Below are 18,302 nucleotides of genomic sequence, written 5' to 3' on the forward strand. Positions count from 1 at the left end.
GCGCCCCGCTCCGCACCGCCCCGCGCCGCGCCCCGCTCCGCACCGCACCGCACCGCCCCGCCCCGCCCCGCCCCGCCCCGCACAACGAAAGTCCGTCCGAACCACGCGGGAACGTGGTTCGGACGGACTTCGGTTGTGCGAACGCGATTTGCGCCGCGCAGCAGCGGCGGCCGCAGCAGCGCGCAGCGGCGTCAGCGGATCAGAACCACTTCTCGGCGCGGTGGTCCGCCTGGATGCGGCGGATCGTGTTCGAGCGGGACCGCAGCACGAGCGAGTCCGTGTGGATGACGCCGCGCGACCGGCGGACACCGTCCACGAGCACACCGTCGGTGACACCGGTGGCGACGAAGAACGTGTTGTCGCCCGTGACCAGGTCGTCCTGGTCGAGGACCTTGTCGAGGTCGTGTCCGGCGGCGATCGCCTTCTCGCGCTCCTCGTCGTCCTTCGGCTGGAGCTTGCCGAGGATCACACCGCCGAGCGCCTTGATCGCGCACGCGGTGATGATGCCCTCCGGGGTGCCGCCGACACCGACGCACATGTCGATCGTCGACCCGGGCAGCGCCGCCGCGATGCCACCGGCGACGTCACCGTCGAGCAGGAGCCGGGTGCCGGCGCCGGTCGCACGGATCGCACGGATGAGTTCGTCGTGGCGGGGACGGTCGAGGACGGCGATCTGCATGTCCTCGAGGTCCTTGCCCTTCGCCTTCGCGAGCGCACGGATGTTGTCACCGATGGGCTTCTCGAGGTCGAGGACGCCGCGACCCTCGGGGCCGGCGGCGATCTTGTCCATGTAGAACACAGCGGACGGGTCGTACATCGAGCCGCGGTCCGAGACGGCCATCACCGAGATCGCGTTCTGGCGACCCGCGGCGGTCAGCGAGGTGCCGTCGATGGGGTCCACGGCGATGTCGCAGGCCGGACCGTGCCCGTTGCCGACGTGTTCGCCGTTGTAGAGCATCGGGGCGTTGTCCTTCTCGCCCTCGCCGATGACGACCACGCCGTCGAAGTTCACCGTGCCGAGGAACTTCCGCATCGCGTCGACGGCGGCACCGTCCGCGAGGTTCTTCTCACCACGCCCGACCCACGGCTGCGCACGGATCGCCGCGGCCTCCGTCGCACGCACGAGCTCGAGCGCCAGGTTGCGGTCGGGCTGGAGGAACAGGGAGCCGGTTTCCGTCGTGGGAGTCACGACCGCCAGCCTACCGACCGGCAGCCGACCGACGGTTCGGACAACGGGCCCGTGGACGCATGTGCACGCCGGGCGCGGGCCGACCGCGTAACCCGCGCCGCGCCTCCAGTCCGGCTGACTACGATCGGCGAGGACACCACCGAAGTCGAAGGAGATCCACGTGCCCATCGCAACGCCGGAACAGTACGCCGAGATGATCGAACGAGCGAAGGCCGGCAAGTTCGCGTACCCCGCCGTCAACGTGTCGTCGTCACAGACGATCAACGCGGTCCTCCAGGGCCTCGCCGAGGCGGGCTCGGACGGCATCCTCCAGGTGACCACGGGTGGCGCCGACTACTTCGCCGGCCACACCGTCAAGAACCGCGCCGCCGGTGCCCTCGCGATGGCGAAGTTCGCCTACGAGGTCGCGAAGAACTACGACATCACCGTCGCGCTGCACACCGACCACTGCCCGAAGGACGCCCTCGACGGCTTCGTCCTGCCGCTCATCGCAGCGAGCGAGGAAGAGGTCCGCGCCGGCCGCAACCCGATCTTCCAGTCGCACATGTGGGACGGCTCGGCCGTGCCGCTCGACGAGAACATCGAGATCGCCAAGACCATGATCGAGAAGACGCGGAACATCAACGCGATCCTCGAGGTCGAGATCGGCGTCGTCGGCGGCGAAGAGGACGGCGTCGAGCACGAGGGCACGAACGACGCCCTGTACACGACCCCGAACGACGTCGAGAAGGTGGTCGACGCACTCGGCCTCGGTGACAAGGGTCGCTGGATCGCCGCGCTCACGTTCGGCAACGTGCACGGTGTCTACAAGCCGGGCAACGTCAAGCTCCGCCCCGAGCTCCTCGGCGAGATCCAGGCCTCGGTCGCGGCCAAGCACGGCACCGGCGAGAACCCGCTCGACCTCGTCTTCCACGGTGGCTCCGGCTCGACCGACGAGGAGATCCACGAGGCCGTCCGCAACGGCGTCATCAAGATGAACATCGACACGGACACGCAGTACGCGTTCACGCGCTCGATCGCCGACTCGATGTTCCGGAACTACGAGGGCGTCCTGAAGATCGACGGCGAGGTCGGCAACAAGAAGCAGTACGACCCGCGCGCTTGGGGCAAGGTCGCCGAAACCGCCATGGCGGCTCGCGTGGGCGAGGCCGCGAAGGTGCTCGGCTCGGCCGGCCACACCAAGGGCTGACACCCCGAGCAACGGCCTGGAGGAACGGGGCGCGTCCGACGGACGCGCCCCGTTCTGCGTCCGGTCACCTCAACCGCCGTGCCACGATGGTCGGGTGACCGCCGACGCCATCGCCTCCGACTTCGCCCAGTTCGTCACCGAGTCCCCCACCGCGTTCCACGCGGCAGCGGCCGTCCGGGACCGCCTCGTCGCCGCGGGGTTCGAGGAGCTCGACGAGCTCGGTGCCTGGCCGACGACGCCCGGCGCGTACGTGGTGGTCCGGGACGGTGCCGTCATCGCCTGGCGTCTGCCGTCCGGGGCCACCCCGACCACCCCGTTCCGGATCCTCGGCGCACACACCGACTCCCCCGGGTTCCGCATCAAGCCGAACCCCGGCGTGCGCACCGGCGGATGGGAGCAGCTGAACGTCGAGGTCTACGGCGGCGCGCTCCTCTCCACGTGGTTCGACCGCGACCTCCGCATCGCCGGCCGGGTCGTCGACGCGGACGGGACGGTCCGCCTGGTGTCCACCGACGCCGTCGCCCGCATCCCGAACCTCGCGATCCACCTCGACCGCGGCGTGAACGACGGCAAGGAGATCGACCGCCAGCGGCACACCCTGCCGATCGTCGGGGTCGACGGCGATGCGGGCGGGACCGACGTGGTGTCGTGGCTGCGCGCCCGGCTCGGCGACGGCGCCGTGTCGTGGGACCTCTTCCTCGCCGACACCCAGGCTCCCGCGCGCATCGGCATCGACCGCGAGTTCCTCGCCTCGGGCCGGATGGACAACCTGACGAGCGTGCACGCCGGACTCCGCGGCATCGTCGAGGCCCCGGCCGACGGCGACCACATCCCCGTGTTCGCGGCGTTCGACCACGAGGAGATCGGGTCCTCGACGCCGTCCGGTGCCGGCGGTCCCTTCCTCGAGGACGTCCTCGGTCGCGTGCAGGAGGACCTCGGCGCCACCCGTTCCGAAGCCGCGCGGGCGTTCCGTGCCTCGTGGCTGCTGTCGAGCGACGCCGGGCACCTGGTGCACCCGAACCAGCCGGAGAAGCACGACCCCACGAACCGTCCGCGTCCGGGAGCGGGCCCGCTCCTGAAGATCAGCGCGAACCAGCGCTACATGACCGAGGCGAAGGGCGAGGCCGTCTGGGCCACCGCGTGTGCCGCCGCCGGCGTGCCGTGGCAGCCGTTCGTCAACGTGAACACGATCCCGGGCGGCTCGACCATCGGCCCGATCGCGGCGACCCGGCTCGGGATCCCGACGATCGACATCGGCGTCGGGCTGCTGTCGATGCACTCGATCCGCGAGCTCGTGCACGTCGACGACCTCGCGTCCCTGCACGGCGCCGTCGCCGCGTTCCTGGCCGGGTAGCCGAGCCGGGCGGAGCGGTCGGGCGACCAGCTACAGCGTCACGACCACCTTCTGCGCGGACACACCGGCCCGCTGCCGGTCGATCGCGGTCTGCACCGATCCGAGGCCATCGCCGACCACGAGCGCCTCAGGGACCGGGCGGAGCGTCCCGTCGGCCAGGCCGGCTCCGAGCACCTCGCTCCAGAGTCGACGACCCACCTCGTCGTCGCGCAGGCTGCTCCCCCAGACGAACGCCGACGCGATGCCGGCCCGTCGTGCGCGCAGCGAGAGCCGCGCCACGGTCAGTCCGACCCGCGTGAAGACGGGCAGCATCGCCGGGAACAGCCGTCGGCGTCCCGCGAGCCCGTCGAGCGAGACCGGCGTGCTCGCCATCGCGAGGACGCTGCCCCCGGTTCGTCGGAGCACCTCGATGCACGCCGCTGCCGAGGTCGTGCCGAGCGCGACGGCACCGACGACCCTGCGCCCGCCGATGGCCTCGACGAGGTGCTCGACGGCGTGCGGGTCACCGTGGTCCGCGACGACGTCGGCACCGAGCGACCGGACCAGCGCCGCATTCCGGGGTGACGCCGTGCTGACGACGTCGTAGCCCGCGGCTCGGGCGAGCTGGACGGCGTTCATCCCGACACTCGTCGAGCCGCCCCACACCACGACGACGCCCCGTTCACCCTCGGGTACGCCGGGGTCGCCCGGCATCGCGAGGCCGAGGTGCGCCGGCTGGAAGAGCGCGCAGGCGGCGGTCGATGCGCCGAGCGGCAGGACCGCGGCCTGCGCGTCCGACAAGCCGGCGGGTGTCGCGGCGGTCAACCGCTCGAGCAGCACCGTCGTCTCCTGGAACGCGCCCTCGCGCATCGGGTCACGTCCCCGGTCGGTGCCCGTCGCCAGCCCGAACACCCGGTCGCCGATGCTGAAGCGAGTGACCCCGGACCCGACTGCCAGAACCTCACCCGCGACGTCCGACCCGAGCACCGCCGGGTGACGGAGCCACCGGTAGGTCACCGAGCCCGTGCCCTGGATCACCCAGTCGACCGGGTTCACGGCGACCGCTCGGACCCGCACGAGCACTTCGTCCGCGGCGGGTTCGGGGTCCGGGACCGGCTCGACGACGAGGGGTGCGCGGGAGGTGCGGAGGACGGCGGCGGAGTGCTGTGACACGGATGTGCCCTTCTGCAGAGTGATGACACGTGGTGTCGTCACACTACTGGCTGACGACACCTGGTGTCATCGCTTATGCTCGGAACATGGCCAGATGGGCACCGGACACCAGGGAACGACTGCGGGCCGCCGGGCTCGAGCTCTTCGCCGAGCGGGGTTTCGCCGCGACGACCGTGCCGGACATCGTCCTCCGCGCAGGGGTGACGAAACGGACGTTCTTCCGGCACTTCAGCGACAAGCGCGAGGTGTTCTTCGGCGATGACGAGATCCCGCGCATCGCCGCCGGGGCGATCTCGCGCGCTCCGGCCGGCACGACGCCGCTCACGATCGTGACCCACGGGCTCCGGGTGCTCGCCGTCGAACGGTTCGAGCCGCAGCGCGACGAGATCCGGTCCGCTCGCCGCATCATCGACGCCGAACCGATCCTCCGCGAGCGGGACCTGCGAAAGCAGGCGGACCTCCGCGACGCCGTCACGCAGGGCTTCGTCGACCGTGGCGAGGAACCCCTCGCCGCGCGGGTGCTCGGCGGGTTGACGGTCGAGCTGTTCGAGATCGCGCTCGAACGGTGGCTCGCCGACGGCGACACCGCGCCGCTCACCGAGCACCTCGACCAGGTCGCCGAACGGATGCGTGCGACGTTCGAGGGGTGATCAGCCGCCGGCCATCCGGTGCAGGACCTCCTGCATCCGGGGATCCTGGAACACGGCGACCAGCACCGGGACCATGCCCAGCAGCGTCGCGACGACACCGCCGACGAGCGGCACCCAGAAGGTCCACCGACGGGCGCGCAGGCGACTGACCGACCACCACGCGACCAGCACGAAGAGCACGACCAGCACGAACGCCCGGATGAGCACCGCTGTCGAGAGCGCAGCCGGGTTCGCCAACTCGGTGTACTGCTGCTCGACGACACTGCGGATCGTGGATGCGGTGGTGCCGATCGACAGCGACTCGACGACCGACCACAGTCCGATGACGAGCAGGCCGACGGTCAGCACGAAGTCGATGGGAGCTGCGCCGAACCGACCGGCGGGAGGGGTCGGACGAGACTCCCCCTCGCTCCGGCCGACGACGGCGGGCCGCGGTGCCACGGGCGACCCGGACCGGCGTCGGTCACTTCCGGCGTCCTCGGCCGTCCCGTCACGCCGGGCGAGCGAGCGCTCCTGCTGCTCGAGGCGCTCCTGTTCGACGAGCACCGGGTTCACCCAACCGTCGGGCGCGTACTCGCCGTACTGCGGTGCCGGACGGCCGTGGACGCGACCGTGCGCGTCACCGTCGGCCGACGTGGCGGGGGTGCGCCGCGCCTCCTGGCCGGGGGAGGGATCGACGACCTGACCCGGCTCGCGGGCGGGCACCGCGGACCAGCCGTCCGTGCCCCCGCTCACCGTCGACGCCCGCCGAGTGCGCGCGTGGGGTTGCCCGACGCGTCCGTGCGGAGCTCCTTCGGCAGCGAGAACATGAGGTCCTCGTGCGCCGTGACGACCTCTTCCACCGTGGCGTAGCCGGCGTCCGCGAGCTGGTCGAGGACCTCGGTGACGAGCTCTTCCGGCACGCTGGCGCCGCTCGTGACGCCGACGGTGCCGACTCCGGTGAGCCAGTCCTGCTGGATCTCGGCGGCGTAGTCGACGCGGTGTGCGGCCTTCGCGCCGTGCTCCAGCGCGACCTCGACCAGGCGAACGCTGTTCGAGGAGTTCGCCGAGCCGACCACGATCACGAGATCGGCTCCGGGGGCGATCTTCTTGATCGCGACCTGGCGGTTCTGGGTGGCGTAGCAGATGTCGTCGGAGGGCGGGTCCTCGATCGCGGGGAACTTCTCGCGCAGGAGCCGGACGGTCTCCATCGTCTCGTCGACGCTCAGCGTGGTCTGCGAGAGCCAGACGAGGTTCTCGGGGTCGGGGACCTCGAGCGCGGCGACGTCGTCCGGCCCGTTGACCAGGATCGTGCGGTCGGGTGCGTGGCCCATGGTGCCCTCGACCTCTTCGTGGCCGGCGTGCCCGATGAGGATGATGGTGCGGTCGGCCTTCGCGAAGCGCGTCGCCTCCCGGTGGACCTTCGTGACGAGGGGGCACGTGGCGTCGATGGCGTGCAGGTCGCGGTCGGCGGCGCCGGCCACCACGGCCGGTGAGACGCCGTGCGCGCTGAAGACCACGTGCGAACCGCGCGGGACCTCGGCGACGTCGTCGACGAAGACCGCTCCGCGCTGCTCGAGCGTCGACACGACGTGGACGTTGTGGACGATCTGCTTGCGCACGTACACGGGCTCGCCGTACTGCTCGAGCGCCTTCTCGACCGCGACGACGGCGCGGTCGACGCCCGCGCAGTACCCGCGGGGGGCGGCGAGCAGGACCTTCTTCGTGCCGGCGACCGGTTCGTCCCGCAGGCGGCCGCGCGCCGCGAGGACCCGCGGCGGGGCGAGCGGGACCGTGTGGCCGTTGGTGATCGTCACGTCCCCGATGATAGGTGAGCGGGACGCGCGCGGGCTGAGCGCGCACGGACCTGTGGACAACCCGTCCGGAGCGCGCTGTCACCGGTCTCGGGCAGCATGGACGTCCCGCGTGGAAGGAACGACATTGGCGATCGAACAGGGGCCCCCGACGGCTGACGACCCGTGGCCCGTCGCGCTGCTCGGCGCGAAGCTCCGCGACTGGATCGACCGGCTCGGCACCGCCTGGGTCGAGGGCGAGATCACCCAGTGGAACGTCGCGGGCGGCAACGTCTACGGCAAGCTCAAGGACGTCGACGTCGACGCCACGGTGTCGTTCTCGATCTGGTCGAGCGTGCGCTCCCGGGTCCCCGCGGACATCAAGCAGGGCGACCGGGTCGTCGCGGCCGTCAAGCCGAACTACTGGGTCAAGGGCGGCTCGCTGACGATGCAGGTCGTCGAGATGAAGCACGTCGGACTCGGTGACCTGCTCGAGCGGCTCGAACGCCTGCGCCGCGCCCTCGCCGAGGAAGGGTTGTTCGACCCGTCCCTGAAGAAGCGCCTGCCCTTCCTGCCGCACCGGATCGGGCTGATCACCGGCAAGGACTCCGACGCCGAGAAGGACGTCAAGCGCAACGCCCAGCTCCGGTGGCCGCAGGTCGAGTTCCGGACGGTCCACACGGCCGTGCAGGGCGAGCGCGCCGTGAGCGAGGTGACCGCGGCGATCCTCGAGCTCGACGCCGACCCGACCGTCGACGTCATCATCGTGGCCCGCGGCGGTGGCGACTTCCAGAACCTGCTCGGCTTCAGCGACGAGGGACTCGTCCGTGCCGCGGCCGCTGCGCGCACCCCGATCGTCTCGGCGATCGGGCACGAGGCCGACCGGCCGATCCTCGACGAGGTCGCCGACCTCCGTGCCTCCACCCCGACCGACGCGGCCAAGCGCGTGGTGCCCGACGTCGCCGAGGAACTCGCCAACGTCCGGCAGGCGCGGGCACGACTCGGGCTCCGGTTGTCGCACACCCTCTCGGTCGAGGCGGACCGGATCGCGGCCCTGCGCTCCCGCCCCGCCCTGGCGTCCACCGCCTGGCTCGTCGACACCCGCGCGGAAGAGGTGGCGCGCGACCTCTCCCGCGCCCGTGAACTCCTCGACCGCCGGCTCGAACGCTCCCACTCCGAGGTCGGGCACCTCACCGCCCGGCTCCGGGCGCTGTCGCCGCGGGACACCCTGCGGCGCGGCTACGCGATCGTGCAGACGGCCGACGGCGGCGTGGTGCGGGGCTCGGAGGACCTCAGCGGTGCGACGCCCGTGCACGTGACGCTCGGCGCGGGCACCGCCACCGGCACGCTCGAGCCGGACGGTCCCGGTCCGGACGGGGCCTGACCCGGCTGCGGGTTCTCCACGGGTTCGCTCCCGGGAGCGGCACGTCGGTGGGCGCTCGGTAGGATCGAGGGGTGTCATCCCAGCAGGAACCCGAGCAGCCCGACGTCCGGTCGCTGAGCTACGAAGCGGCGCGCGACGAACTCGTGCGCGTCGTCGCCGAACTCGAGCAGGGATCGGCCACGCTCGAACGCTCGCTGTCCCTCTGGGAACGGGGCGAGTCCCTGGCCGCCCGGTGCGAAGAGTGGCTCGTCGGCGCCCGGGCCCGGCTCGACGCCGCACGCGCCGCGTCCGAGTCCGAGGACGGCGCAGCGCGATGACCGACGCCGACGGCCGCCCGATCGTCGCCGAGCTGGGCCGCCCCGAGACACCGGAGGAGACCTGGGCGCGCAAGGACGCTGCCCGCACCGCCCGGCGGCAGCACCAGACCGCGTTCAACCTCGTGCTCGCACTCATCGCGTCGCTCGGCATCGTGCTGTTCCTCGTCGCGGTCGTCGTGCGTCCGGACACCACGATCGGCGACCGGACGGTCGACTACCGCCAGGTGGCCTCGCAGGCCCAGGTGCCGGGCGTCACGCTCGCCGCGCCCGCGTTGCCGGGGGACTTCTCGTCCAACCGTGCCGACTACCAGGACAAGACGTCGGATGGAGTGAGCGTCTGGACCGTCGGCCTGCTCACGCCGGACAAGCAGTACATCGGCCTGCAGCAGGGCATCGACGCGAACGCGACTTGGGTGTCGAACAAGCTCGACCAGCACGCCGCCACGGGCACCCGCACGATCGCGGGGACGAAGTGGACCGTGTACGACCGTCGGGCCGAGGGCGACGACGCGGGCAACCAGGCGTACTCGCTCGTGTCGACGTTCGACCAGGGCACCGTCGTCCTGTCCGGCACCGCCGACGACACCTCGTTCCGGACCGTCGCAACCGCCGTCAGCAAGCAGTTCGCGAACTGACGAGCAAACACCCGCCGCAGCAGCAGCACGACCACGACCCGAACCACCCGAAGCACCCGAGGAGCCCCATGCCCGACCGCGCCGCCTCCACCCCGTCCGACGCCCTCCGACTCCTCGTCGAGGGCAACGCCCGCTTCGCCGCCGACAAGCGCCGCACCGGCCGGATCGACCCGGACCGCCGCTCGGAACTCGCCGGCTCGCAGGCACCGTTCGCCACCGTCCTCGGCTGCTCGGACTCCCGCGTGCCGTTCGAGCACGTGTTCGATGCCGGCATCGGTGACCTCTTCGCCATCCGCAACGCCGGCCAAATCGTCGACGACGTCGTGCTCGGATCGATCGAGTTCGCCGTCGTCGCGCTCGGCACGCCGCTCGTGGTCGTCCTCCGGCACACCAAGTGCGGCGCCGTCGCGGCCGCCCGCTCCGGCGAGCCCGTCCCCGCCCCGCACCTGCAGGCCCTCGTCGACGCCATCGCCCCGAGCGTCGAGCGCGTCCGCACCACCGACGCCGACGTCCCGCAGGAATCCGTCGGCGCCGCCCACCTCGAAGCCACGCTCCGTCAGGTGATCGAGCGCTCCGGCGCCGTCTCGGACGCGATCGCCGAGGGTAGATTGGCCGTCGTCGGCGCGACCTACGACCTCACCACGGGCGAGGTCGCCGTCGACACCGTCGTGGGCCAGGCCTGACCGACCGCCACGACGACCCGTCCCGGACACCATCGGGACACCCACCAGCCGGCGCGACCGCGGCCGGCGAGCACCCCAGGAAGGACCACGACGACGTGACCGACACCACCCCGACCACCGTGACCGACAGCTCCGGCGAGTACCGCATCGAGCACGACACCATGGGCGAGGTCCGGGTGCCGGTGTCCGCGCTCTACCGGGCGCAGACGCAGCGCGCGGTGGAGAACTTCCCGATCTCCGGGAGCGGGCTCGAGTCGGCCCAGATCGTCGCCCTCGCCCGGATCAAGCGGGCGGCCGCGATCGTCAACGGTGAGCTCGGCATCGTCGACCCGACCCTGGCCGCTGCCGTGGTCGAGGCGGCGGACACCATCATCGGTGGCGCCCACCACGACCAGTTCCCCGTCGACGTCTACCAGACCGGCAGCGGGACCTCGTCGAACATGAACATGAACGAGGTCCTCGCGACCCTCGCGTCCGAGGTCGCCGGCGCCCCGGTGCACCCGAACGACCACGTGAACGCCTCGCAGTCCTCGAACGACGTGTTCCCGACGTCGGTGCACGTCGCCGTGACCGAGGCCCTCATCCGCACGCTCGTCCCGGCGCTCGAGCACCTCGCCGAGTCGCTCGAGGCGAAGGCCACGCTCTGGGCCGACGCGGTGAAGTCCGGCCGCACGCACCTCATGGACGCCACGCCCGTCACCCTCGGGCAGGAGTTCGGCGGCTACGCGCGCCAGGTCCGTCTCGGCATCGAGCGGGTGAACGCGACGCTCCCCCGCGTGGCCGAGGTCCCGCTCGGCGGCACGGCCGTCGGCACCGGGATCAACACGCCGAAGGGCTTCCCGCAGCGGGTCATCGCCCAGCTCGCGAGCGACACCGGGCTGCCCGTCACCGAGGCGCTCGACCACTTCGAGGCGCAGGGCGCCCGGGATGCCCTGGTCGAGGCGTCCGGGGCGCTCAAGGTCATCGCGGTCAGCTTGACGAAGATCAACAACGACCTCCGGTGGATGGGCTCGGGGCCGAACACGGGCCTCGGCGAACTGCACATCCCGGACCTCCAGCCCGGCTCGTCGATCATGCCCGGCAAGGTCAACCCCGTCATCCCCGAGGCCACGCTCATGGTCGCCGCACGCGTGATCGGCAACGACGCCACCATCGCGTGGGCGGGCGCCTCCGGTGCGTTCGAGCTGAACGTCGCGATCCCCGTCATGGGCACCGCGCTGCTCGAGTCGATCCGCCTGCTCGCGAACAGCTCGCGGGTGCTCGCCGACAAGACGATCGACGGGCTCGAGGCGAACCTCGATCGCGCCCGCGCGTTCGCCGAGTCCTCGCCGTCCATCGTCACCCCGCTCAACCGCGTGATCGGGTACGAGGCGGCGGCGAAGGTCGCGAAGTTCGCGGTGCAGGAAGGCGTCACCGTGCGCGAGGCCGTGATCGCCCTCGGCCACGTCGAGCGGGGCGAGGTCACCGAGGAGCAGCTCGACAGCGCCCTCGACGTGCTCAGCATGACGCACCCGAACTGACGCACCCCGTCACGGACAGGAGGCGCGGTGCCAGCTGGCACCGCGCCTCCTGTCCGTCAGTGCGGTGCTTCCGACAGCCGAGACTCGCGTCCGCGGACAGTTTCGTGGCCGAGATGCCGCGTAACTGTCCGCTGGGCCGAGTCTCGGCCGGCGCGTGCCGCGCGCCGCCGCTAGACCAGGTCGGGCGAGTCGAGCATCTCCGTCACCAGCGCCGCGATCGCGGACCGCTCCGAGCGCGTCAGCGTCACGTGCGCGAACAGCGGGTGTCCCTTGAGCCGCTCGATCACCGACGCGACCCCGTCGTGCCGACCGACCCGCAGGTTGTCGCGCTGCGCCACGTCGTGCGTGAGGACCACCCGCGAGTTCTGCCCGATGCGGGACAGCATCGTGAGCAGGACGTTCCGCTCGAGGGACTGCGCCTCGTCCACGATCACGAACGCGTCGTGCAGGGAGCGCCCGCGGATGTGCGTCAGCGGGAGCACCTCGAGCATGCCCCGCTCGACGACCTCGTCGAGGACGTTGTCGGAGACCAGGGCGCCGAGCGTGTCGTACACCGCCTGTGCCCACGGGTTCATCTTCTCGGACGCGTCGCCCGGGAGGTACCCGAGCTCTTGGCCGCCCACGGCGTAGAGCGGGCGGAACACCATGATCTTCTTGTGCTGCTGTCGTTCGAGGACGGCCTCGAGACCGGCGCAGAGCGCGAGCGCCGACTTGCCCGTGCCGGCGCTGCCGCCGAGGGAGACGATGCCGATCTCCGGGTCGAGCAGCGCGTCGATCGCGAGCCGCTGTTCGGCGGAGCGCCCGCGGAGGCCGAAGACCTCGCGGTCGCCACGCACCAGCGCCACCGCGCCGGCGGTGTGCACCCGGCCGAGGGCCGAGCCGCGCTCGGAGTGGATGACGACGCCGGTGTTGACCGGGACGCCGTCGAGCTGCGACGAGCGGATCTCCTCCTTCTCGTAGAGGTCGGACATCTGCTCACCGGACACCTGCAGGTCGGCGATGCCCGTGTACCCGGAGTCGACCGCGAGCTCGGCGCGGTACTCCTCGGCCGCCATGCCGATCGAGGACGCCTTGACGCGCAGCGGCAGGTCCTTCGACACGACGACCACGTCGAGTCCGTCGTTCTTGAGGTTCGAGGCGACCGCGAGGATCCGCGAGTCGTTGTCGCCGAGCTGCAGCCCGGACGGGAGGACGGACTGGTTCGAGTGGTTCAGCTCGACCCGGAACGAGCCGCCGTCGCCGATCGCGATCGGGAAGTCGAGCCGCTCGTGCTCGCTCCGGAGCTCGTCGAGGAGTCGGAGTGCCTGCCGGGCGAAGTACCCGATCTCCGGGTCGTTGCGCTTGGACTCCAGTTCGCTGACGACCACGACGGGCAGGACCACCGCGTGCTCCGCGAAGCGGAACAGTGCCCGCGGATCGCTGAGGAGCACCGAGGTGTCGAGCACGTACGTGCGCTGGGCGACCGATGTGGACGAGTCCGCGGTGTGCTGCTGCTGCTGTGTTCCGCGAGAGACGTTCTGAGAGGTCACGACCACTCCATCCCCGGGCCGCGCTCGGCCCGGTCCATGTCCTCGAACGCGGCCGTGGAGCGGGTCTGCGAAGCACCGACTGTGGCCGCTTCGATCGGGCGCGGTGCCCGATGGGGACAAGCTACGTCCGACCCCCGACACGGCACCAGCGACACGCGGTTCCCCGAGTTACGGTCACGTGAACAACGCGGCCGCTACTGCATCGTGGCGTACGACAGGCAGGCGTCGCGGAACATGTCGAGCGTCTCGTCCGTGGTGGACGCGAACACCGACACCCGCGCGACCCCGAGCCGCGTCGTGACCGTCACGCCGTGGTTGTGGAACGCCGCGGACAGCGCGGTGAGCCGTCCCTGCGGCGGTCGGAGCACCACGATCCCGGCGCGCTCCCGGGGGTCGCGGCTGGACTCGACGGAGAGGCCGAACTCGTCGGCGATGTCGAACACCCGCTCGACCCGGTCGGTGACCCGCTCCTGCACGGCGGCGACGCCGACGGCCGTGAGCCGGTCGAGCGACACCGCCAGGCGCGCCTGCGACACCGGGTCGGTGCGGGTCATCTGGAAGCCGGCGGCACCCGGACGGACCGACGGGACCTCGGTCGGCCACCCGGTCGTGCCGTGCGGGCCGGACAGTGCGGGCCGGAGGCGGTTCAGGGCACGGTCGCTGAACGCGGTGAACCCGGTCCCCCACCCGGCGTGCAACCACTTCTGGCCGCCGGTCGCGACGACGTCGGCGAGCTCGTACGGGGCGTCGACCACGCCGAAGCCCTGGATGGCGTCGACGATGAGGAGGCGGTCGCCGATGACCTCACGGATGGCGGCGAGGTCGGCGAGGTAGCCGGTCTGCCAGTCGACGAGCGAGACGGCGACCGCGGTGACGTCGTCGGACAGGCGCGACTCGATGAGCGACGGCGTCATCCACCCGGCGCCGGACTCGATCACGACGGGCTGCACGCGACCGCCCGTGGCCGAGGCAGCACTCGCGAGAGCCAGCGGCAGCGAGGGGTACTCGTCGGCGGAGACGAGCACGCCGCCGGTGAGCCCGAACGCGGTGTGCAGGAGCCCGGGCGTCGTGGCGGTCTGCGAGACGACCTGGTCCTCGCGCCGGCCGACGAGCCGTGCGGCGACGGTGCGGACCCGGGCGTCCTGCTCGTCGAGCGTCTCCATGGCGCCGAAGCGCATGTGCTCCTGGATCGTCCCCAGCACGCGCTGCTCCTCGAGGACCGCGGTCTGGACGGGACCGAACGCGGCGTGGTCGAGGTAGCCGGGCTCCTCGGCGAAGCCTGAGGCATACTCGGCGATGTTCACAGGGGCAACCTTCCGTGGGACGAAAACCCTGTGAGTCTACTGGGATGAACGGCCGACAGCCGCCGCAGTGCGGGGAACGGCGGTCGTCGGCCCACCGGCGCGGCCGCGACCGCTCAGCCGCCGTACCGGCGGGACCGCAACCCGAAGTCGCGGACGGCGCGCAGGAAGTCGACCTCGCGCAGGTCCGGGTAGAGCGCCTCGACGAAGTAGAACTCGCTGTGCGCGCTCTGCCACAGCATGAAGTCCGACAACCGCTGCTCGCCCGACGTCCGGATGACCAGGTCGGGGTCCGGCTGCCCCTGGGTGTAGAGGTGGTCGCCGATGAGCTCGGGCGTGAGGACCTCGGCCAGGGTGTCGAGCGTGCCGCCGCCCTCGCCGTGCGCCTGCACGATGCTGCGCATGGCGTCCGCGATCTCCCGCCGGCCGCCGTAACCGACCGCGAGGTTCACGTGCAGCCCGGTGTGCTCCGCCGTGCGCTGCTCGGCGGCGGAGAGCGCGGCGACGAGGGGTTCGGGCAGGCCCTCGTTCGAGCCGACGTGCTGGACCCGCCAGTCCCGGTGGTCGGCCAGGGTCCCCGCGAGGTCGGCGATGATGCCGACGAGCTGCTCGAGCTCGTCGCCGCCACGACCCTTGAGGTTGTCGGACGACAGCAGGTAGAGCGTCACGACCTCGATGCCGAGTTCGTCGCACCACGTGAGGAACTCCGGGATCTTCGCGGCGCCCGCGCGGTGCCCGTGCGCGGCGGACTCGAGGCCGAGCTGCTTCGCCCAGCGGCGGTTGCCGTCCACGATCATGGCGACGTGCTTCGGCATCGCCGAGCCGTCGATCTGCCGGCGGATCCGGCTCTGGTAGGCGCGGTAGAGGATCCCTCGTCCTGCCCATCCCACCCTGCCGGTCACGGAACGAACATAGTGCACGGTGCCTCGGAGCGAGCCGCGTTCCCCGGGCCGTCCGCCCGTGTTCGGCGTTCGTTCGGCATCGGCCCCTACGGTCGGACCATGCAGGCCGAGCACGACACCGGGACCCTCCCCCACGTCCCCTTCACCGACGAGGCCGCGAGCACCGCGACCGCCGCACGGACGACCGCCAGCGCGTCCGAAGCCCGACCCGCGTGGCGCGGTTGGATCCACCTCGGAGCCTTCCCGTTCGCCATCGCGATGGGCATCGTGCTCATCGTCCTCGCGGGCTCACCCGCGGCGAAGGTGGGCAGCGCCGTGTTCATGGCGACGTCGCTCGCGATGTTCGGCGTCTCGGCGACCTACCACCGGTTCCCCTGGGGCCCGACGGTCAAGGCGGTGCTCAAGCGCATCGACCACACGAACATCCTGCTGCTCATCGCCGGCACCTACACACCCGTGGCGATCTGCGCTCTGCCGCACACCCTGATGGTCGTGGTGCTCTGGGTGATGTGGTCCGGCGCGGCGCTCGGCATCGCCTTCCGGGTCCTCTGGATCGGGGCGCCCCGGTGGCTCTACGTGCCGATCTACCTCGTGCTCGGCTGCGCGGCGCTCGGGTTGCTGCCGCAGTTCTTCGCCGCGAGCGTCCCGATGACGGTCCTCGTGCTCTCCGGCGGCGTGGCCTACATCCTCGGTGCGCTCGTGTACGGCTTCAAGCGGCCGAACCCGTCGCCGACGGTGTTCGGCTTCCACGAGGTCTTCCACGCCCTCACGGTCGTCGCGTTCGCCGCCCAGTGGGCGGGTGTCCTCATCGTGGCGCTGGACCCGGTGCGCTGACCGCGACGGTCCGTCGGACGGGAGGCGCGGGTCGGGCCCGCACCGTGCCTCCCGTCCCGCACACACGCGGGTCCACCGCGCCGGTCGCGTCAGCCGCGCCCGTCGCGTCAGCCGCGCCCGTCGCGTCAGCCGCGCCCGTGGCGTCAGCCGCGCTCGGTGTCGTCCCCGACGTCGGCCCGGCCGTCCTCGGCCGCACGCCGCTCCGGCTCGTCCGTCGCGACCGCGTCACCACCCGCGGTGCCGTTCGCCTCGGCCTCGAGCCGCTCCCGGATCTCCGCCCGGTAGCGGGTCCGCCGGATGCGCCGGGTCATGTCGATCACGAGCAGGATCGTCACGATGGCCACGACCGCGATCGCGATGAAGCCCGCGACGCCGGGCGTCACGTCGACGTCCGGGACGCTCGAGGTCGGGCTCGGGCTGGGGGTCGCGGCGAGTGCCGCGTGGAGGGTGCTCACGCAGTGGTGTCCTTGTCGGCAGGGATCCCCGCGAACAGGTCGGACTCGGGGAGCTCGGTCGGCACGCGGGCCTCGACGAGCTGGTAGTCCTCGGTCGGCCACACCGTCGCGAGGAGGTCGTTCGGCCAGTAGAAGAAGGCGCTGTCCGGCGGCACCTGGCTCGCGTGGGCCCGGAGCGCCGCGTCACGCGCGTCGAAGTACTCGTGCACGTCGACGTGGGTCGTGGCGAGGTCGGGCCGGTCGGCGAACCGTTCGACCCACTCGCGCAGCTGCTCGACCGCCGGGCTGTCCGGGTCGCGTTCCTGCAGGGCCTCGAAGACCGTCCGGAAGCGCCGGGGGTTCATGGTGCGCTCGTAGTAGAGCTTCGCGACGGACCACGCGGGCCCGGCATCGGGGTACTTCTCGGGGTCCGCGGCGTCGCGCCAGGCGGCCACCGAGACCTCGTGCGTCCGGATGTGGTCCGGGTGCGGGTAGCCGCCGTTCTCGTCGTAGGTGACGAGCACGTGCGGGCGGAAGCGCCGGATGACCCGCACCAGGGCCTCGGTCGAGTACTCGAGCGGCACCGTCGAGAAGGTGCCGGGGCGGACCGTCTCGCCCTTGTCGGCGTCGGGCAGGCCGGAGTCGTGGTACCCGAGCCACAGGTGGTCGATGCCGAGCGCCGCCTGGGCCGCGGCCATCTCGGTGCGGCGGTACCCGGCCATGTCGCGGTGCGCCCGGCTCGTGGCGGGCTCGCCGAGCTGGTCGTTGAGGATGTCCCCCGCCTCACCGCCCGTGCAGGAGACCACGAGGACCTCGTTGCCCTCGGCCGCGTACTTCGCCGCGGTCGCCGCTCCCTTGCTCGACTCGTCGTCGGGATGGGCGTGGACGGCCATCAAGCGGTACGGCACTGGTCTTCCTCACTGATCGCGTGGCAGCACACAGTGTCACGTGAACTACCCTGGGATCAGGATAATCACCCCGGGAGCCCCGAACTGTCCGAACCGCAGCACCAACCGGCACCTCAGCCGTCCGCCAGCACCACCGCGACGCTGGACGACCGCTACGGCCGCACCCCCGGACGCGCTCGTCGCACGCGGCTGATCGGGATCGTCGCCGCCGCGTCCGTCGCCCTGGTGTTCATCGTCTGGGTGGTCTGGGCCGGTCCCGGGCAGACCAGCCACGGCCTCGACACCGACGACGTCGGGTACCAGGTCGTCTCCGACCACCAGGTGGTCGTGCACACGCAGATCTCCGTCGACCCGGGCACGGTCGCGAAGTGCGCCGTCCAGGTCCTCGACAAGTCGTACACGATCGTCGGCTGGCGCGAGATCCGGGTGCCGGCGTCCGATCAGCGCGTGCGCAGCATCAGCACCCCTGTGAACACCGTGTCACGGGGCGTGACCGGCTTGATCCACGACTGCTGGGTTCCCTAGACTGCTGTGATTCGCGGACAAGAC

General features: G+C 71.7%; 19 protein-coding genes. 10 read left to right on the plus strand and 9 right to left on the minus strand.

Annotation, left to right across the window (positions count from 1 at the left end):
* Positions 1–199: 199 nt before the first annotated feature.
* A complete protein-coding gene (glpX, locus tag ACEN8D_RS07170) occupies positions 200–1,189 on the minus strand; it encodes a class II fructose-bisphosphatase (protein ID WP_079238384.1) in 990 nt (329 codons plus the stop codon).
* 160 nt (positions 1,190–1,349) lie between these two features.
* Here glpX and fbaA point away from each other — a divergent pair, with 160 nt between their 5' ends.
* Positions 1,350–2,378, plus strand: a complete 1,029-nt coding sequence (fbaA, locus tag ACEN8D_RS07175; protein ID WP_413400068.1) for a class II fructose-bisphosphate aldolase — start codon at positions 1,350–1,352, stop codon at positions 2,376–2,378.
* Positions 2,379–2,472: 94 nt separating this feature from the next.
* Positions 2,473–3,732, plus strand: coding sequence for a M18 family aminopeptidase (locus ACEN8D_RS07180; protein ID WP_413398902.1), 1,260 nt, complete (start codon positions 2,473–2,475; stop codon positions 3,730–3,732).
* Positions 3,733–3,762: 30 nt separating this feature from the next.
* Here ACEN8D_RS07180 and ACEN8D_RS07185 read toward each other — a convergent pair whose 3' ends face one another.
* Positions 3,763–4,884, minus strand: a complete 1,122-nt coding sequence (locus ACEN8D_RS07185; protein ID WP_413398901.1) for a zinc-binding alcohol dehydrogenase family protein — start codon at positions 4,882–4,884, stop codon at positions 3,763–3,765.
* A gap of 86 nt (positions 4,885–4,970) precedes the next feature.
* Here ACEN8D_RS07185 and ACEN8D_RS07190 point away from each other — a divergent pair, with 86 nt between their 5' ends.
* Positions 4,971–5,534 carry a TetR family transcriptional regulator gene (locus tag ACEN8D_RS07190; RefSeq protein ID WP_413398899.1) on the plus strand — a complete coding sequence of 188 codons (564 nt, stop codon included), beginning with the start codon at positions 4,971–4,973 and terminating at the stop codon, positions 5,532–5,534.
* On the opposite strand, the gene ACEN8D_RS07195 is transcribed toward ACEN8D_RS07190, so the two are convergent.
* Both ACEN8D_RS07195 and ACEN8D_RS07200 read right to left on the minus strand, forming a co-directional pair.
* Positions 5,535–6,269, minus strand: coding sequence for a DUF6264 family protein (locus tag ACEN8D_RS07195; RefSeq protein WP_413398898.1), 735 nt, complete (start codon positions 6,267–6,269; stop codon positions 5,535–5,537).
* Positions 6,266–7,330 carry a 4-hydroxy-3-methylbut-2-enyl diphosphate reductase gene (locus tag ACEN8D_RS07200; protein WP_413398897.1) on the minus strand — a complete coding sequence of 355 codons (1,065 nt, stop codon included), beginning with the start codon at positions 7,328–7,330 and terminating at the stop codon, positions 6,266–6,268. Before ACEN8D_RS07200 ends, ACEN8D_RS07195 begins: the two co-directional genes overlap by 4 nt.
* Positions 7,331–7,454: 124 nt before the next feature.
* Between ACEN8D_RS07200 and xseA the strand changes: the two genes are divergently transcribed.
* From xseA to ACEN8D_RS07225, 5 genes are all read left to right on the plus strand, one after another.
* Positions 7,455–8,690, plus strand: coding sequence for an exodeoxyribonuclease VII large subunit (xseA, locus tag ACEN8D_RS07205; RefSeq protein WP_413398896.1), 1,236 nt, complete (start codon positions 7,455–7,457; stop codon positions 8,688–8,690).
* 71 nt (positions 8,691–8,761) lie between these two features.
* Positions 8,762–9,007, plus strand: coding sequence for an exodeoxyribonuclease VII small subunit (locus ACEN8D_RS07210; RefSeq protein WP_022906010.1), 246 nt, complete (start codon positions 8,762–8,764; stop codon positions 9,005–9,007).
* Entirely contained in the window at positions 9,004–9,642 is a 639-nt protein-coding gene (locus ACEN8D_RS07215) for a DUF4245 domain-containing protein (RefSeq protein WP_309778862.1), read from the plus strand. The genes ACEN8D_RS07210 and ACEN8D_RS07215 overlap by 4 nt, the downstream gene beginning before the upstream one ends.
* Positions 9,643–9,710: 68 nt before the next feature.
* On the plus strand, positions 9,711–10,325 hold the full coding sequence (locus ACEN8D_RS07220) for a carbonic anhydrase (RefSeq protein ID WP_070416758.1): 615 nt from the start codon (positions 9,711–9,713) through the stop codon (positions 10,323–10,325).
* 119 nt (positions 10,326–10,444) lie between these two features.
* Positions 10,445–11,845, plus strand: a complete 1,401-nt coding sequence (locus tag ACEN8D_RS07225) for a class II fumarate hydratase (protein ID WP_092384906.1) — start codon at positions 10,445–10,447, stop codon at positions 11,843–11,845.
* A gap of 170 nt (positions 11,846–12,015) precedes the next feature.
* On the opposite strand, the gene phoH2 is transcribed toward ACEN8D_RS07225, so the two are convergent.
* The 3 genes from phoH2 to ACEN8D_RS07240 form a co-directional block, all read right to left on the minus strand.
* Positions 12,016–13,380 carry an RNA 5'-3' helicase PhoH2 gene (phoH2, locus tag ACEN8D_RS07230; RefSeq protein WP_413399613.1) on the minus strand — a complete coding sequence of 455 codons (1,365 nt, stop codon included), beginning with the start codon at positions 13,378–13,380 and terminating at the stop codon, positions 12,016–12,018.
* A gap of 188 nt (positions 13,381–13,568) precedes the next feature.
* Positions 13,569–14,678 (minus strand): aminotransferase class V-fold PLP-dependent enzyme, encoded by a 1,110-nt coding sequence (locus ACEN8D_RS07235; protein WP_071294707.1) that lies wholly within the window; start codon positions 14,676–14,678, stop codon positions 13,569–13,571.
* Positions 14,679–14,791: 113 nt separating this feature from the next.
* Positions 14,792–15,577 (minus strand): isoprenyl transferase, encoded by a 786-nt coding sequence (locus ACEN8D_RS07240; protein ID WP_309778860.1) that lies wholly within the window; start codon positions 15,575–15,577, stop codon positions 14,792–14,794.
* A 99-nt stretch (positions 15,578–15,676) separates the two neighbouring features.
* Here ACEN8D_RS07240 and trhA point away from each other — a divergent pair, with 99 nt between their 5' ends.
* Entirely contained in the window at positions 15,677–16,411 is a 735-nt protein-coding gene (gene trhA, locus ACEN8D_RS07245) for a PAQR family membrane homeostasis protein TrhA (RefSeq protein ID WP_309887930.1), read from the plus strand.
* A 143-nt stretch (positions 16,412–16,554) separates the two neighbouring features.
* Here trhA and ACEN8D_RS07250 read toward each other — a convergent pair whose 3' ends face one another.
* Complete coding sequence (locus ACEN8D_RS07250) at positions 16,555–16,866, minus strand: hypothetical protein (protein WP_413461718.1); 312 nt, start codon at positions 16,864–16,866, stop codon at positions 16,555–16,557.
* Positions 16,863–17,753, minus strand: coding sequence for a mycothiol conjugate amidase Mca (gene mca, locus ACEN8D_RS07255; protein ID WP_413400077.1), 891 nt, complete (start codon positions 17,751–17,753; stop codon positions 16,863–16,865). The genes ACEN8D_RS07250 and mca overlap by 4 nt, the downstream gene beginning before the upstream one ends.
* Positions 17,754–17,786: 33 nt before the next feature.
* On the opposite strand from mca, the gene ACEN8D_RS07260 reads away from it, so the two are divergent.
* On the plus strand, positions 17,787–18,278 hold the full coding sequence (locus tag ACEN8D_RS07260; RefSeq protein ID WP_413461717.1) for a DUF4307 domain-containing protein: 492 nt from the start codon (positions 17,787–17,789) through the stop codon (positions 18,276–18,278).
* Positions 18,279–18,302 lie beyond the last annotated feature (24 nt).

The organism is Curtobacterium sp. Curtsp22, assembly GCF_059492135.1.

Excerpts from the sequence above, each read along its gene's own strand:
- ACEN8D_RS07190 (WP_413398899.1), top strand. The coding sequence starts at position 4,971 with ATGGCCAGATGGGCACCGGACACCAGGGAACGACTGCGGGCCGCCGGG.
- ACEN8D_RS07215 (WP_309778862.1), top strand. The coding sequence starts at position 9,004 with ATGACCGACGCCGACGGCCGCCCGATCGTCGCCGAGCTGGGCCGCCCC.
- ACEN8D_RS07220 (WP_070416758.1), top strand. The coding sequence starts at position 9,711 with ATGCCCGACCGCGCCGCCTCCACCCCGTCCGACGCCCTCCGACTCCTC.
- trhA (WP_309887930.1), top strand. The coding sequence starts at position 15,677 with ATGCAGGCCGAGCACGACACCGGGACCCTCCCCCACGTCCCCTTCACC.